Origin of the sequence: Gelidibacter sp., from assembly GCF_035577925.1 — a bacterium.
Taxonomy (GTDB): Bacteria; Bacteroidota; Bacteroidia; order Flavobacteriales; family Flavobacteriaceae; genus Gelidibacter.
Genome location: NZ_DATJCY010000355.1, coordinates 1 through 15423, shown reverse-complemented (window position 1 = coordinate 15423; position 15423 = coordinate 1). Strand labels below are relative to the sequence as shown.

The window sequence follows — 15423 nt, the reverse complement described above, 5'->3', positions numbered from 1 at the left end:
CGAACATAAAAAACATGGCGTCAACTACGGATTGACCTTAAGCATTTGGGATTATATTTTCAACACACATCATATTCCACATGACGGAAGGGATATTGAACTCGGTTTTGAAGATGATGAAAAATTCCCTAAAACCTTTGTTAAACAAAGTATGTATCCGATAAAAAAAGAAGACTAAAAGAATCCAGAATATTATCCCAAATGACCGCCAAATTTATCCTTAACATCTTGAAGCACTTTTTTAATATCTTGTTCTTTCGACTTCGGAACTATCAATAACACCTCATCCTTATCAACAATAATATAATCTTTGAGGCCATCAACAATAATTATTTTATCGGCTTTGGTCCGGATCATGTTACCACTGGCATCAGTGCTCAGAATACGTGCATTGACCACGGCATTCTGGTTGTGATCTTTATCGAGTTTATCGTACAAACTGCCCCAAGTTCCTAAATCGTTCCAATCAAATTGTGCCGGCAGTACATACACGTTTTTTGAAGCTTCCATAATGGCATAATCCACTGAAATATTTTCCGACTTTCCGTAATTCTCAGCTATAAAATCAGCTTCGGCATCGGTATTATAAAATGGAATTCCACTTTCAAAAAGCTCAAACAATTCGGGTTGATGCGATTGAAAAGCTTTGATTACGCTTTTGACATGCCACAAGAAAATCCCGGCATTCCACAAGAAATTACCTTGCCTGATAAAAGATTTTGCCAATTCATAGCTTGGTTTTTCACGAAATTGCTGCACTGGTTTTATGGCTTCTTTTGACGAAGCATCATATTCAATATAGCCAAAACCGGTATTTGGGAATGTAGGTTGGATACCAAGTGTCATCAGCACCTCATGCGATTCGCAAAAAGAAAACGCCTGTTGCACGTTTTGTGTGAAATTTTCTTCGTCTTCAATCCAATGATCGCTTGGTGCAACAATGATAACCGCATCAGGATTTTCCTTTTGGATTTTTAGGGAAGCATATAATATACAAGGTGCGGTATTGCGCATGGCAGGTTCTAAAACCACTTGACGTTTGGTGACTTCGGGCAATTGCTGAAATACCAAATCTGCGTAAATGGCATTGGTCAGAATAAAAATATTTTCCTTCGGAATTAATTGTTCCAATCTATCAAATGTCCTTTGGATGAGCGTATCTCCCGTTCCCAGCATATCGTGGAATTGCTTAGGAAAATCTTGTGTACTTACAGGCCAAAACCTTGATCCTACTCCTCCGGCCATTAAAATGGCATAATAATTTTTATTCTTCATATCGTTATTTCCAGAAACCTAAGTTGGAAAACCCTTGATTACTAATTAATATTTCAATTTTATAAAAACAAAAGCGGAAACTTGTACTTTATTCAGTAAGCAGCACTTAAAAACTGATTCAAAATCAAGAGATTACTGTATTTAAAGGCATAAGATCCACCTCCGCATTTGGGTTGAAAAGATACAACTTTCCTGTGGCAACTTCAAGCGCTTCATAGCGCGTCCGGCGTTTTGCACCCTTTCGAAAAACACGTCCATTATAAAGTTTGAATTCACTCCCCAACGGCACTTCAAAAACATAGGTTTTATCATTGGGCGGATCAAATTGTTTTAATGCTAGAGCCAATTTTGTATCAGAATCGCTACTGGCTTTTGGATTTTTAAAATGTTGTGCCAAAAGCGGCAATATTTCATTTGGAAATATTGCTGGATTTAAAAACGGCAACATCAATCTTTGAAACGTATATTTCCATTCTTTTCCATGTGGTTTAATATAACGGCCATGAATTTTATAAGCTTCAAAATGTGCAATTTCATGTATCAATGTCATCAAAAACCGATACTGGTTTAAGTTAGAATTTATAGTAATCTGGTGCTTATTATTTGGTAATTTACGATAATCGCCATGACGTGTTTTACGTTCATTTTTAATTTTCACTACCAAGTTATCATGCTTTAAAAGCTCCATAACCTCAGGAATGGCCTGATACGGAATATATTCTTGAAGGATATTATGCATAATAGCAAAAATAGGCGATTTAACGAGATTGTTTAAAGATTTTCGTAAATTTAGATGACTAAAAATGTTTACGCAAAATGTATTAAATACTTTGACGTTGGCATGAATTAGCCTTAACCTTTAGTTTATAAAATAATATCTCATAAAACCTTTTAAAAATAAGATCCATTTACAATTTTAATAAACCTTAATCTCATAAAAAGAACATACAAACCATGGCATTTATAGATTATTACAAAATATTGGGCATTGACAAATCGGCCACAGCTGCTGATATTAAAAAAGCCTATCGGAAATTGGCTCGAAAACACCATCCAGATGTGAATCCGAACGATAAATCTGCCGAACTAAAGTTTAAGGAAATCAATGAAGCCAATGAAGTATTGAGCGATCCCGATAAACGAAAAAAATACGATAAATACGGTAAAGATTGGCAGCATGGCGAAGCTTATGAGCAAGCGCAACGTGAGCAACAATCACAACAGCAATATCAGCAACAAACTTATGGAGGTTTTGGTGGTAACGACTTTGGCGATCATGAGTTTTCAAGTTTTTTTGAATCGATGTTTGGTGGCGGTTCTTCACATCGACGCGGCAGAACTTCGGGATTTAGAGGGCAGGATTTTAATGCCGAACTGCAATTGGATTTAAACGATGTTTATAAAACACAGAAAAGAGTACTTACCGTTAATGGAAAAAGTATACGATTGACCATTCCTGCCGGTGTGGAAAATGGGCAGGTCATCAAAATAAAAGGAAAAGGCGGTCCAGGATCAAATGGTGGACAAGCTGGGGATTTATTGATTCAGTTTAAAATTAATAATACCACCAAATTTAAAAGAGATGGCGCACATTTATACAGCACTGAAAAAATTGATCTTTATACAGCGATTTTAGGAGGTGAAATCACTGTAGATACGTTTGACAGCAAAGTAAAATTAAAGATAAAACCAGGTACACAAAACGGCACCAAAGTAAAACTTTCGGGAAAAGGTTTTCCGGTTTATAAAAATGATGGACAGTTTGGTGATCTTTTTATTACCTATGAGATTGAGATACCAACCCGGCTTTCCTCCAAAGAAAAAGAACTGTTCACTGAACTTAAAAATTTAAAATCATGAGTACAGAAACTTATATCCCAATACAGACGTTGTGCACCTATTATAAGGTAGAATCTTCATTTTTTCAAAGTCTGGACGATTTTGGATTGATTGAAATAACAACCATCGATAAATCTTCCTTTGTTCATGAAAACCTGATCAAAAACCTCGATTCAATTGTAAGATTACATCAAGAACTCCATATTAACTTTGAGGGTATTGATACAGTTTTAAATTTGTTGGAAAAAATTGAAATGTTGCAAAACGAATTGAAAACCACAAAAAACAGATTGCGGATCTTTGAAGACTAAATCCTCTATCACCTACCGAACATAGCATCCCAATGATATCAAAAAAATGATTTCGTTGGGATTGTTTTTTATATCGCAAATTCAAGCTGTGTTTAATTATTGGACATTGCAGTAAGTGCAACCCCTAAAATCTTCTTTTTATTTTCTTAAACATATCCTCTTATATACATCTTTTTGAGCTAAACTTTTACCTTATATAATAAGGTCTCTTTCTATTATTAATATTCCTTATTTATATTCCTTTTACCAAACTTTATTTCCAATAAAACCATTGGTAGGCTTCCAATATTTTCAGCATATAAAATTAATTTAATAATCTTTCGTAACATGATATTTATCATCGCAAGAACTTTATTTCTTCCTCAACTTTGCAGTATAATAATACTAAAACCACATATTATGAGAACTACTAAAACTATTATCAAACCACTATTGAGTTTGTTGTTTTTATTCGTTTTTTCGACACCAGTAGTCTATTCACAAACTTTGAATCTGAATAATCAAGCATCAAAACTTTCGGTTTCCGGAACATCAAGTTTACATGATTGGGAAATTGTTGCCGAACAACTAAAAGGACAAATCACGATAGAAAGCGCCAATGAATTATCCATAAAAGCATTGTCTTTAGAAGTGACATCGGAGAGCTTAAAAAGTGGTAAGAGTGGTATGGACAAAAACACATACAAAGCTTTAAAAACCAATCAGCACAAAACCATCAACTTTCAGTTTACCGAAGTCAAAGAAATAAAATCAACTGGAAATAACACCTACAAGGCTGAAGTTATTGGCAACTTGACCATTGCTGGAGTGACTAAAAAAACGAACATCCATTTTAATCTTCAATCAGCTTCAAACAAAGTGACCTTAACTGGCGAAAAGGCTTTTAAAATGTCTGAATACGGCATCACGCCTCCAAAAGCACTTTTGGGGACTGTAACAACTGGAGATGAAATTACTATAAAGTTCACGACAGAATATAAATAATTAAAATTTAGCAACATTAAAAACAATAAATTATGAAATCAATATTTAAAAAAGCGATTGTATTAGGTGCTGTAGTTGTAGGCTTCACCGTGAATGCCCAACATAAAGAACTGAAAAACGTCAGAGCTGCAGACCAAACCGGAATCAATATCTTTGAAACTCCAAAAGACACAACAAGCACAGATAATAATGTTTTTGTAAAAATAGGCGGTGCATTTGCCTTACAATTTCAAAATTTAGCGCATGAAAATAGTGGTGATGTAGCCTTATTTAATTTAGGAAACAACTTTAACTTGGCCACGGCAAACTTAGATTTTGATGTGAGATTATACGACGGTGTCAACTTACACCTTAGAACGTATTTGTCATCAAGACATCACCCAGAACCTTATGTTAAAGGCGGTTACATTACTATTGACAAATTAGATTTTATCAAAGAAGGTTTCTTAAAGAACGTAATGGATCGCGTAACACTTAAGTTTGGTCACATGGAAAACAACTATGGCGATGCTCACTTTAGAAGATCAGATAATGCCCAAGCACTTTACAATCCTTTTGTTGGAAACTATATCATGGATGCTTTTACAACCGAAGTTGGTGCAGAGGTTTATTACCAACATAATGGCTGGTTGGGTATGGTAGGTGTAACTAACGGACGTCTTAATCAGGATGCCAAAGGCGGAACAAGTCCTTCAACTTTATTGAAATTAGGATATGATAAGCAAATAGATTCTGATTTGAGAGTACGTCTTACAGGGTCAATGTACCACACTGCACAAACAACCGATGCTTATTTATATACAGCAGATAGAGCTGGATCAAGATACTATTACGTAATGGAAGGTGAAGGAGCTACTTCAAAAGGGAATTTCAGATCAGGTAGATTTGACCCAGGGTTCAAAAACCAAATGACTGCTTTTATGGTCAATCCATTTGTTAAATATAAAGGTATAGAGTTCTTTGGATTGGTTGAGGCTGTATCAGGAAAAACAAATGCTGAAACAGAAAAAAGAAATACCATGCAATACGGAGCTGAATTATTATACCGTTTTGGAGGTAATGAAAACTTTTATGTAGGTGGACGTTATAATTTGGTAGATGGCGAACTTGCAAGTACTGATGGTGGCATCACAAAAGGCGATAATGTGGATATCTCACGCTTTAACCTTGGTGCTGGTTGGTTTATGACTAAAAACATGGTCATTAAATTAGAATATGTTAACCAAAAATATGATGGCTACAGTCCAGGAAAAATTTTAACAGATGGTAAATTTAATGGGCTAATGGCTGAGGCTGTAATTAGTTTCTAACAAGATAGAGTTAGTTTTAGTTTTACAAACCTCATTTGTTTAGTACCCCGCTAAATGAATGAGGTTTATTATTTTTTTCAATATCTTGCGACCGTTTAATTAACTGAACAATGAAAAGAATATATTATATTTTAATGTTTCTCGTTTTAGTTTCCTTTACCGAATCAAGCTCAATAAAGAGTAAAAAATCTTTATTGATCACACATAAAAGTGAATTGTTCATTAAAGGAACAAGTAATGTTAGCGACTTTAAATGTCAATATAACATTAAAACGCTGGATGGGCCGATAATTGTCCATTACCGAAAAACCCACGGCATTCTAAAATTTGAAGACTCTGAGCTTGTTTTAGAAAACAAAGGATTTGATTGCGGCGGAAGAGGAATTAACCGAGATTTTCATGGCCTGTTAAAATCAGACGTCTACCCTGAAATTATCCTAAGATTAAAAGAAGTCAAGTTAAAACCACACCAGAAGAATACTGCTGATGCCTTAGTAGAAATTGAAATAGCAGGTATAAAACAATCCTATCACATGGAAACAGAATTTGATGACACCAACGATTGGCACATTTCTGGCTTGCTGAAATTGAACATTAACGACTTTAATTTGAAAGCACCCAAAAAGATGCTCGGTCTTATCATAGTTTCTGAAAAAATTGAAATCAATTTTAAATTGGTCATTAAGGAATGCTAAACTTTCTTCTATAAAAACACAAATAATTCCCAACGGTTATTCTCACAGCCAACACTATAATTTACTTCTTTCTGCACAAATTCTGAAAAAAGGTTACAAAATTTTGTAACTTAATAGACTGTTTCTTTATCTAAAGGTAAAATCAGTTCTCATGGAAGCAATACAACTCAATGACTTTAAACATCATAAAATTGATGAAACGGAAGTTATAAAACGAATCCTTTCGGGCGAAAAGGAACTTTATGAAATTTTAGTAAAACGAAATAACCAAAAACTATATCGTGTTATTAGAAGTTATCTAAGGGACGAAGCCGAGATTGAAGACATCATGCAAAACAGTTATATCAAGGCATTTACCAAGTTATATCAGTTTAAATTAGAATCGCAATTCTCCACGTGGCTCATCCGCATTGCCATCAACGAGTCTTTGGCAAGATTACGACAAAAGGAAAAACTTCATCATATTAATGAACATATCAACCAGTTTAATGGACATACCATTTTAGAAATACCAGATAGAAAGCAATTAAATCCGCAACAAAAGATGATACAGAACGAAGCCAAAAACATACTGGAAGAAGCTATCGATCAATTAAACGTCAAATATCGAACCGTTTATATCATGAGAGAAGTTGAAGAAATGAGCATTAAGGAAATTGCGGCGGCCATGGATTTGACCGAATCTAATGTCAAGGTACGTTTACACCGTTCTCACGAAATGCTTCGCAACAACCTCTTTGAACTATCCAGTAAACAAAATATTTTTGAATTTGGATTTGGTCGTTGTGATCGGATTACCGAACGTGTCATGCAAAGTATCTAACATTTATCCGTTAAAATCAATGACACACAAAAATCATGAGAAAATTTAAAGTAGGCGATCATGTTAAATGGAATTCAGAAGCGGGCTATGTATCAGGTAAAATCATCAAAATACACGATGCCAATTTTGATTATAAAGGCTACACGCACCATGCCAGCCCAGAAGATCCACAATACGAAATTAAAAGTGACAAAACCGATCATATTGCCGCACATAAAGGAAGTGCCTTGACAAAAATTTAAGAAGATCTCATCTTGGAATAAATGTTCTTGATAAGATTATAAAATTAATGGATGAGTTCCAAAACCTCAGACATGTCATTAAAAGTCAAGGTGGCATTTCCTTCCAGTTCATTGTTAACATCGTGCTTCGTAAAACCAAACACATCAAAACCACCATTTTTGGCAGCATTAACGCCACTTATACTATCTTCGATTACGACACATTCTTCAGGTTTGAAGCCCATGGTTTCTGCGGCCCACAGAAAAACAGCTGGATCTGGTTTCCATTTTCTGATGGTAAAACAACTAAAAATATTATCTTCGAAATGAGGCAACAATCCTGTTAATTCCAAATTGAGTCTAATTTTATTTTCAGGACCACTGGACGCCACACAAAAAGGCATCTGCAAATTCTCCAAAACTTCTGCAACACCTTCTATTGGCTGAATATTTTTTTCGAAAGCTTCAAAACTGCGTTGTCTAAATCTTGGAAGAAAATCGTTGGGCAATCTTTGAGGGATTCGATGTGCAATATGATCCATACAAAATTGCATAGATGCGCCCTTAAAGGTTTTTATGGCATAATCTAAAGTAAGGTTTGCGCCCAACTCATTGGCCATATCCACCATTACGGTATTTGCTATAATTTCACTGTCGACCAAAACACCGTCGCAATCAAAAATAACACATTTATATTTTGACATTTTATGGTGTTGAATTAGAGATTTGAAGTAGTTTTCCGTTATAGAATTTTTGTCCTTTCAATGAAAAATCAACAATATAATCGGCAATTTCGGCTGGTGTTATTGGTGCTTTATATCCAGGGAAAGCTTCTTCCAACATTTCGGTCTGAACGGCTCCAAGTGCCAATACATTAAATGAAATTCCTGAATCTTTATATTCCTCAGCCAACAATTCGGTTAAGGTTATGACTGCAGCTTTACTAGAACTGTATGCAGAAAGCCCGGCAAACTTCATACTGCCTTGCACACCACCCATCGAACTGATATTTACAATATGGCTATTTTGTGCCATGTGCGGAATTAAAACCCGAATCAACTCAGCAACGCCATACACATTAGTTCTATAAACCTCTTCAAAATCGGTAATCGTAGTTTTTGCAAACGGTTTGTTAAGTACTTGTCCTGCATTATTGATCAAAACATCAACATGCTTCCATTGGTCCAAAACAAAAGCTTCTACCTTTTCGTATGCTTCCATATCGCCCAAATCAAAGCAAAATGCGGTTACATTTTTAAGATTTAAAGCATTTACCGGTCCATCATTCCGAGATAAAGCTAAAACCTGATGACCTTGTTTGGCAAATAGTTTAACCAATTCAAAACCTATGCCTCTACTCGTTCCTGTTATAATAATATGTTTACTCATGCATTTTAATTTCTTGGGTTGGTGTATTGCTCATGGCTTCATAGGCAACAATCAACTTGTTAGTCAAATTGGCCATAAACTCATAATCCATCAAATGGGCTTCATCACCTACTTTATGGTAATGGTCAAAATTTGTAAAATCGAAAGTTGAAATCGCATGGCAAGGTTTATTAAAAATCTTATAGAATGGATAATTATCAGAGCGGTAAAACAATTGAAACTCCTTTGCTTTTGGCAATTCATCCAAAAGATTAAACCCTACATAATCATTCATCTTACTAGCCATATTAGAAAGATCAAACCCGGTAAAATACGCTTCATAATTTTTATCAGCCATTGGTACGCCCATCATTTCAAAATTGGTCATGGTATAAAGATCTAGATTCTGATCTTTTAGACTTTGAGCCAAATGTTTTGATCCTAACAATCCCATTTCTTCACCCGAATAAAGCGTAAATAAAATACTACGTTTGTTATTCTTTTTTGTCGAAAAATAACGTGCCATTGCCAAAACCACAGCAACGCCCGATGCATCATCATTGGCTCCGTTGGCAATCGAATCGCCATCAACCGCTTTTACAATTCCGATATGGTCATAATGTGCACCAAGAATGATGACTTCGTTTTTTAAAACCGGATCATTACCTTCAATAAATCCTACTACATTAGAAGCATCCATGTTTTTTACCTTATAATGATCGCGATAGGTTTTAAAATAAGGTGCTACACCGTAAGATTTTAACTTATTTTCGATATAAACTGCCGCTTTTTCAATGCCTTCAGATCCTGTTGCACGACCTTGAAGTTCATCTGATGCTAGATAGTGAACGCTTTCTTTAAGCTCATCACTGGTTACAAAATTTAGAGGCTCTGCTTCTGATGGCTGCTCCAAAAGGGCAAGATCGCTATTTTTAAGTTCTGGAAATTCATTGGTCTCGGTTTTGCAAGACATCATTAAAAAAATTGTACCTAGTAAAACAAGATTTTTCATAAGATTGATTTTATTTGACGCATAAAAAAATCCTGCTTCAAAAGGTGAAACAGGATTTTCTATATACGTAATGATTCATTTATAGCGTTGTTGGTTGTATTTTACTAAAGCAAGATAGAATCTCATTTTGATTAAATCAACCAATTTACAATTATATTAACATCGTCACCGGGTTTTCAATATATCCCTTTAAAGTTTGAAGGAATTGTGCGCCAGTAGCTCCATCAACTGTTCTATGGTCGCATGCCAAAGATAACTTCATGGTATGGCCCACAACAATCTGTCCGTTTTTAACCACTGGTTTTTCAACAATAGCACCAACCGATAAAATTGCTGAATTAGGCTGATTAATGATCGACGTGAAACTTTCGATACCGAACATTCCCAAGTTAGAAACTGTAAATGTACTACCTTCCATTTCCTGAGGAGTCAATTTTTTGTTTCTTGCACGTCCGGCAAAATCTCTAACGGCAGCTCCAATTTGAGGTAAACTTTGCTCATTTGCAAATTTCACCACAGGGACTACCAATCCGTCTTCAACTGCAACGGCAACGCCAATATGCACATGATTGTTTAATCGCATTTTATCAGCAAACCATTGCGAATTGACTTGTGGATGTTTCTTTAAAGCCAAAGCACAGGCCTTCACAACCATATCATTAAACGAAATCTTGGTATCTGGGATAGAGTTGAATTGCTCTCTGAAAGCCATGGAATTAGACATATCAAACTCAACATTAAGATAATAGTGAGGTGCTGTAAACTTGGATTCCGCCAAACGTTTAGCAATCACTTTACGCATTTGTGAATTTGGTTTTTCGTCAAAATCCTCTTGTCCAGAAGGCACAAACTTACCAACGGCAGCAGCAGAACTAGCGGCAGCAGGTTTAAAGTTTTCGATATCGCGTTTAACGATTCTACCATTTTCACCCGAACCTTGTACTTGCGATAAGTTGATCCCTTTCTCTTCAGCCATTTTTTTGGCCAAAGGAGAAATAAACATACGTCCTGAGGTTGAGGTTGAAACTACAGGTGCAACTTCTTTTTTCTCTTCCTTCACTGGTGCTTCAACCGTTTCTACTTTAGTTGAAGTATCTTTTTGTGGGGTGTCTGCTTTTTTATCAGAAGCACCAATTTTGAAATTACTGGCAATCCCTGAAACATCTGTTCCTTGAGGTCCAATAATGGCTAATAATGAATCGACTTTTGCGGTTTCGCCTTCGTTCAATCCAATATATAATAAAGTTCCCGATTGGAAAGATTCAAACTCCATCGTGGCTTTATCGGTTTCAATTTCGGCAAGAATATCGCCTTCAGAAACATTGTCACCAACTTTTTTAAGCCATGTTGCCACCGTTCCTTCTTCCATGGTATCACTTAAACGTGGCATGGTAACTACAATGACATCTTTTGGCAAATCATACGATCCACCCTCTTCTTGTTTAGAATCTTCTTCTTTGGCGGGTGCTGCGGCTTCAGCTTTCGCTTCATTTTTTACAGATGAACCTCCTGAAATTAAGCCAGAAATATCTTCACCTTCATCTCCAATAATCGCTAGTAACTCATCTACCTTGGTCGTTTCTCCTTCTTGGACACCAATATATAACAAGGTGCCTTCATGAAAAGATTCAAACTCCATAGTAGCTTTATCAGTTTCAATCTCAGCTAATATATCGCCTTCCTCAATCTTATCACCAACTTTTTTCAACCACGTTGCCACGGTACCTTCTTCCATGGTATCGCTCAAACGTGGCATATTTATTACTTCTGCCATAGCTTATATTTTGTGTTGTATAAATGGATAATCTTCCTGCTCATAAACAGAGTCATACATAACGCTTTTGTCTGGATATGGAGAATCTTCAGCAAATTTCTCACATTCAGCCACGAGGTCTTTAACACGTTGATCTATTACTTTCAGGTCGTCTTCCGTAGCGTAGTTATTTTCAAGAATAACATCTTTTACTTGTGTGATAGGGTCAATTTTTTGATATTCTTTAACCTCATCTTTTGTTCTATAATGTTGTGCATCACTCATAGAGTGCCCTCTATAGCGGTATGTTTTTAATTCCAAAAATGTTGGACCATCACCTCTTCTGGCACGTTTAATCGCCTCATCAAATGCTTCGGCAACTTTCACTGGATTCATACCGTCCACAGGACCGCATGGCATTTCATAACCTAATCCAAGTTTCCAGATATCCGTATGGTTTGCAGTACGTGCTACCGAAGTTCCCATGGCATATCCATTGTTTTCACAAACAAACACTACAGGCAATTTCCATAACATCGCCAAGTTAAAAGATTCGTGCAACGATCCTTGACGAGCGGCACCATCACCAAAACAACATAAAGTTACGGCATCAATGCCGTGATATTTATCTCCAAAAGCAAGTCCGGCACCCAACGGAATTTGACCTCCTACAATACCATGACCGCCATAAAAACGGTGTTCTTTTGAAAAAATATGCATCGATCCGCCCAGGCCTTGTGAAGTTCCTGTGGCTTTTCCGTACAATTCTGCCATAACACGTCTTGGATCCACGCCCATACCAATGGGCTGCACGTGGTTACGATAAGCCGTAATCATTTTATCTTTAGTCAGGTCCATAGCGTGCAATGCACCTGCCAAAATAGCTTCCTGTCCATTATACAAGTGAAGAAATCCTCTTACTTTTTGTTGAATATACACTGCAGCAAGTTTGTCTTCAAACTTTCTCCAAAACAACATGTCTTCATACCATTTGAGGTAAACCTCCTTTGTGATCTTTTGCATCCGAAATAATTTCTAAAAAATTAAATACTTAATAAGTTCCATTTAGCAAACAATAGCTTCTGCAATGCAGAATTTACTATATAACCGGTTTTTGTTTTGTTTTTTAAACTTCAAAAAATGTGCTCTGCTAAACGGATAACAAAAGTAACACATTAAGCAGTAATGAAAAAACTGAAAAACGGAAAATTTCTACGAAATCGTTATAGAACCGCATTATCAAACACTAAGGGCAGTAAATTTGCCAAGGAATGTGACCGAACCACTTTTCCTACTTCGCCCATATAATAAATTTCAATAGCGGCATTTTGCTTCACTTCGTATTCTGCTATGGATTGTCGGCAGGCACCACAAGGTGGAATGGGCTGATCAGTGGTTTTTAATCGTGATCCTGCTATAATGGCCATCCGCACTATTTTGACATCAGGAAATTGGGCTCCTGCGTAAAAGATAGCAGTTCGTTCAGCACAAAGACCCGATGGATATGAGGCGTTTTCTTGATTACTACCGGTTACAATTTCATTGTTTTCAAGAAGAATGGCGGTTCCAACACTAAATTTTGAATATGGGGAATAGGATTTATCTCTTGCTTCTGATGCTTTGGCCATAAGAGCAACCACATCTTTAGGGAGTTCGTCTAACGCATCATAAACCTGAATCACGGTTTCAATTTTAATTTCCTTCATAGATTATTTTCTAATGTTTTAAAAATACAATACATTTTTAAAACAAAAAACTATTGCTAAAAATAACAATAGTTTTATAAAACATCGTATTAACAAATTTTAATATTCTCTATAAGTGCCGTCACCAAAATTAAAGGTCAAAGAAAAACGTAAAGTATTTTCTAATGGACTTTGAACCTTTGATGCCGAAAACAAATAAGACATATCAATATTGATGGTCGTGTATTTAAAACCAGCACCGATAGCAAAAAACTTTCGCGCACCTTTGTCGTCACTTTCGTTAAAATACCCAGTTCTGAAAGCAAACGAATTATCATAACGATACTCTGCTCCCAATGCCCAAGTAAATTCTTTCATCTCCTCACTAAAACCTCCTGGTGCATCGCCAAAAGACTGAAATATTCCTTTCAGAAAATTGACATCTTGTGACTTCCCTTCTACTACAATTGTTGGTTCAGTCCCATCTTGTCTGCCATTGCCATTAGTGTCAACAAATCCTAAAATTGGCGGTGTTGGCACTAATAATTTGGTAACCTCAGCGGTAAGTGCCAAGGTATTGTAGTCATCAAAAATAAAATCGAAACCACCTCCAAGTCTTAAAGTGGTAGGCAAAAAGCTTTCTCTTCCGGCATCATCATATTTAATTTTTGGTCCTAAATTCTGAATGGCGAATCCTAGTCGTGTTCGACCATTGAAACTATCATAAACTTCCTCTTCACTTTGATAAAACCCAGAAATATCAACAGCAACTGAGCTTGCTGCTTTTGCAGAATCGTCCAGCCCCTGGATTTTTAAGTCTGACCGCAAATAACGCAAACCAACAGCCATTGAAAACTGATCGGCCAATCGTAAGGAATACGAAGCGTCAATGGTCAATTCATTTGGTTTTGCTACAAGCGCTTGTGAAAATTCATCTTGAACCAATTCAATTTCGCCCAAACTAAAGTATTTGAAACTTGCAGCAAAAGCGCTACGCTCACTAATTCTATTAAAATAGGTGACATTTCCGAGGAAAATATCATTAACCAATTTGCTTAAATATGGTGTATAACTGACCGCTATTCCAGATTGCGCTTCAGAAAAAGCATATTTTGAAGGGTTCCATTGTTGGGAAAAAGCATCTACCGAAGTGGCCACCCCCATATCGCCCATACCTGCCGCTCGGGCATCGGCAGCAATTAATAAAAACGGAACACCAGTGGTGATTACGGACGATTGATTGTCGAATATAATGGTTTCCTGAGCCGTTGAAAAATTATAAAAAGTAAACGTAATAAGGGCTATGAGGCTTTTTTTCATAAGATAGTAACATTCTATAGGGCGCTCTGACGCCCATATATTTAACAAATATAAATTATTATTAAAGTATTACAAGTTTTTGAATCTTCTCAACTTGTTTATTCAATTGATTGGACCTTACCTTGAGTTTATAGACATAAACACCTTTTCCTATTTTGTCCCCAAAGTCATCACGACCGTCCCAAACAATGTCTCTTGATAACGCAGAGGCACCTTCATTACAGCAACCGCCTGCATTGGTCTGACTATTTATGGTCTTGACCAACTTACCAGAAATGGTGAATATCTGTATAGAAACGTCTAAAGGTTGCGAACTATTGTGATTGAACCAAAATTCTGTATAATTAATAAACGGATTTGGATAATTAAGCACATTTTCAATCTTTAATTCTTCATCCTTATCATGAACGACAAACTGAATTTCTGATACTCCGGAGTTGTTATAAACATCCCAAGCCTTAAGTGTTAATGTGTGAAGTCCCGGTTTCAAATCTCGAAACGGATAAGTGACCTCACCTTTTGTATAATCATCTATTTGCGCTTTGTAATAATCATTAAGTACAAACGGATTGGTTTCGTCACCATCAATAATGGCCACAATATCATGACCAATTCCGCTGGCGGTATTGATACCGTTTTCATCTTCCAGTTTGGCCAATAAGGTTGGTGCTTCGTTAGTGATACCACCTGACACAAAATTTTCGTCGTTCAAATACAGTTTTACTATGGGGCCAGCAGTATCTGTAGGAGCGTTTTTATTGATACCACCAATCAACACATCAAAGTTAGCACCGGTCTGATCTTGTGCCGGAGTGTCGGATTTTGCA

16 protein-coding genes and 2 pseudogenes are annotated in these 15423 nt (G+C 36.3%); 8 read left to right on the top strand and 10 right to left on the bottom strand.

What is annotated here, in order from left to right:
- Positions 1–178, top strand: a pseudogene (locus VNJ50_RS15670) (sterol desaturase); the annotation flags it as partial.
- Between the two features lie 14 nt (positions 179–192).
- Here the strand turns inward: VNJ50_RS15670 and VNJ50_RS13660 are convergent.
- Entirely contained in the window at positions 193–1275 is a 1083-nt protein-coding gene (locus VNJ50_RS13660; protein ID WP_325582837.1) for a mannose-1-phosphate guanylyltransferase, read from the bottom strand.
- A gap of 124 nt (positions 1276–1399) precedes the next feature.
- On the bottom strand, positions 1400–2014 hold the full coding sequence (locus VNJ50_RS13655; RefSeq protein WP_325582835.1) for a SprT-like domain-containing protein: 615 nt from the start codon (positions 2012–2014) through the stop codon (positions 1400–1402).
- A gap of 215 nt (positions 2015–2229) precedes the next feature.
- Between VNJ50_RS13655 and VNJ50_RS13650 the strand changes: the two genes are divergently transcribed.
- The 7 genes from VNJ50_RS13650 to VNJ50_RS13620 all read left to right on the top strand — a co-directional run bounded on the left by VNJ50_RS13650 (position 2230) and on the right by VNJ50_RS13620 (position 7479).
- Complete coding sequence (locus VNJ50_RS13650; RefSeq protein WP_325582833.1) at positions 2230–3135, top strand: J domain-containing protein; 906 nt, start codon at positions 2230–2232, stop codon at positions 3133–3135.
- A complete protein-coding gene (locus VNJ50_RS13645) occupies positions 3132–3425 on the top strand; it encodes a chaperone modulator CbpM (RefSeq protein ID WP_325582831.1) in 294 nt (97 codons plus the stop codon). The genes VNJ50_RS13650 and VNJ50_RS13645 overlap by 4 nt, the downstream gene beginning before the upstream one ends.
- Positions 3426–3824: 399 nt before the next feature.
- The gene (locus VNJ50_RS13640) at positions 3825–4409 is read left to right on the top strand and encodes a YceI family protein (RefSeq protein ID WP_325582829.1); all 585 of its coding nucleotides are present in this window, start codon (positions 3825–3827) and stop codon (positions 4407–4409) included.
- Between the two features lie 32 nt (positions 4410–4441).
- A complete protein-coding gene (locus VNJ50_RS13635; protein WP_325582827.1) occupies positions 4442–5719 on the top strand; it encodes a hypothetical protein in 1278 nt (425 codons plus the stop codon).
- A 110-nt stretch (positions 5720–5829) separates the two neighbouring features.
- Positions 5830–6414, top strand: coding sequence for a hypothetical protein (locus tag VNJ50_RS13630; protein WP_325582825.1), 585 nt, complete (start codon positions 5830–5832; stop codon positions 6412–6414).
- A gap of 151 nt (positions 6415–6565) precedes the next feature.
- Positions 6566–7237 (top strand): RNA polymerase sigma factor, encoded by a 672-nt coding sequence (locus VNJ50_RS13625; RefSeq protein WP_325582823.1) that lies wholly within the window; start codon positions 6566–6568, stop codon positions 7235–7237.
- 35 nt (positions 7238–7272) lie between these two features.
- Positions 7273–7479 carry a DUF2945 domain-containing protein gene (locus VNJ50_RS13620; protein WP_325582821.1) on the top strand — a complete coding sequence of 69 codons (207 nt, stop codon included), beginning with the start codon at positions 7273–7275 and terminating at the stop codon, positions 7477–7479.
- Between the two features lie 44 nt (positions 7480–7523).
- Here the strand turns inward: VNJ50_RS13620 and VNJ50_RS13615 are convergent, their stop codons facing one another.
- The 8 genes and pseudogenes from VNJ50_RS13615 to VNJ50_RS13580 form a co-directional block, all read right to left on the bottom strand.
- Positions 7524–8162 (bottom strand): HAD family hydrolase, encoded by a 639-nt coding sequence (locus tag VNJ50_RS13615; RefSeq protein WP_325582819.1) that lies wholly within the window; start codon positions 8160–8162, stop codon positions 7524–7526.
- A gap of 1 nt (position 8163) precedes the next feature.
- Positions 8164–8847, bottom strand: coding sequence for an SDR family oxidoreductase (locus VNJ50_RS13610; RefSeq protein ID WP_325582817.1), 684 nt, complete (start codon positions 8845–8847; stop codon positions 8164–8166).
- Positions 8840–9838 (bottom strand): M28 family metallopeptidase, encoded by a 999-nt coding sequence (locus VNJ50_RS13605; RefSeq protein WP_325582815.1) that lies wholly within the window; start codon positions 9836–9838, stop codon positions 8840–8842. Before VNJ50_RS13605 ends, VNJ50_RS13610 begins: the two co-directional genes overlap by 8 nt.
- 151 nt (positions 9839–9989) lie before the next feature.
- Positions 9990–11612 (bottom strand): pyruvate dehydrogenase complex dihydrolipoamide acetyltransferase, encoded by a 1623-nt coding sequence (locus tag VNJ50_RS13600; protein ID WP_325582813.1) that lies wholly within the window; start codon positions 11610–11612, stop codon positions 9990–9992.
- A 3-nt stretch (positions 11613–11615) separates the two neighbouring features.
- A complete protein-coding gene (gene pdhA / locus VNJ50_RS13595) occupies positions 11616–12614 on the bottom strand; it encodes a pyruvate dehydrogenase (acetyl-transferring) E1 component subunit alpha (RefSeq protein ID WP_325582811.1) in 999 nt (332 codons plus the stop codon).
- 200 nt (positions 12615–12814) lie between these two features.
- Positions 12815–13297, bottom strand: a complete 483-nt coding sequence (gene cdd, locus VNJ50_RS13590; protein ID WP_325582809.1) for a cytidine deaminase — start codon at positions 13295–13297, stop codon at positions 12815–12817.
- Positions 13298–13396: 99 nt separating this feature from the next.
- Positions 13397–14596, bottom strand: a complete 1200-nt coding sequence (gene porV, locus VNJ50_RS13585; protein WP_325582807.1) for a type IX secretion system outer membrane channel protein PorV — start codon at positions 14594–14596, stop codon at positions 13397–13399.
- 61 nt (positions 14597–14657) lie between these two features.
- Positions 14658–15423: pseudogene (locus VNJ50_RS13580) on the bottom strand (peptidase C25); the annotation flags it as partial.

Bases quoted from the DNA above. Each gene is read 5' to 3' on its own strand.
- VNJ50_RS13660 (WP_325582837.1), bottom strand. From the start codon at position 1,275: ATGAAGAATAAAAATTATTATGCCATTTTAATGGCCGGAGGAGTAGGA.
- VNJ50_RS13655 (WP_325582835.1), bottom strand. From the start codon at position 2,014: ATGCATAATATCCTTCAAGAATATATTCCGTATCAGGCCATTCCTGAG.
- VNJ50_RS13650 (WP_325582833.1), top strand. From the start codon at position 2,230: ATGGCATTTATAGATTATTACAAAATATTGGGCATTGACAAATCGGCC.
- VNJ50_RS13645 (WP_325582831.1), top strand. From the start codon at position 3,132: ATGAGTACAGAAACTTATATCCCAATACAGACGTTGTGCACCTATTAT.
- VNJ50_RS13640 (WP_325582829.1), top strand. From the start codon at position 3,825: ATGAGAACTACTAAAACTATTATCAAACCACTATTGAGTTTGTTGTTT.
- VNJ50_RS13635 (WP_325582827.1), top strand. From the start codon at position 4,442: ATGAAATCAATATTTAAAAAAGCGATTGTATTAGGTGCTGTAGTTGTA.
- VNJ50_RS13630 (WP_325582825.1), top strand. From the start codon at position 5,830: ATGAAAAGAATATATTATATTTTAATGTTTCTCGTTTTAGTTTCCTTT.
- VNJ50_RS13625 (WP_325582823.1), top strand. From the start codon at position 6,566: ATGGAAGCAATACAACTCAATGACTTTAAACATCATAAAATTGATGAA.
- VNJ50_RS13620 (WP_325582821.1), top strand. From the start codon at position 7,273: ATGAGAAAATTTAAAGTAGGCGATCATGTTAAATGGAATTCAGAAGCG.
- VNJ50_RS13615 (WP_325582819.1), bottom strand. From the start codon at position 8,162: ATGTCAAAATATAAATGTGTTATTTTTGATTGCGACGGTGTTTTGGTC.
- VNJ50_RS13610 (WP_325582817.1), bottom strand. From the start codon at position 8,847: ATGAGTAAACATATTATTATAACAGGAACGAGTAGAGGCATAGGTTTT.
- VNJ50_RS13605 (WP_325582815.1), bottom strand. From the start codon at position 9,838: ATGAAAAATCTTGTTTTACTAGGTACAATTTTTTTAATGATGTCTTGC.
- VNJ50_RS13600 (WP_325582813.1), bottom strand. From the start codon at position 11,612: ATGGCAGAAGTAATAAATATGCCACGTTTGAGCGATACCATGGAAGAA.
- pdhA (WP_325582811.1), bottom strand. From the start codon at position 12,614: ATGCAAAAGATCACAAAGGAGGTTTACCTCAAATGGTATGAAGACATG.
- cdd (WP_325582809.1), bottom strand. From the start codon at position 13,297: ATGAAGGAAATTAAAATTGAAACCGTGATTCAGGTTTATGATGCGTTA.
- porV (WP_325582807.1), bottom strand. From the start codon at position 14,596: ATGAAAAAAAGCCTCATAGCCCTTATTACGTTTACTTTTTATAATTTT.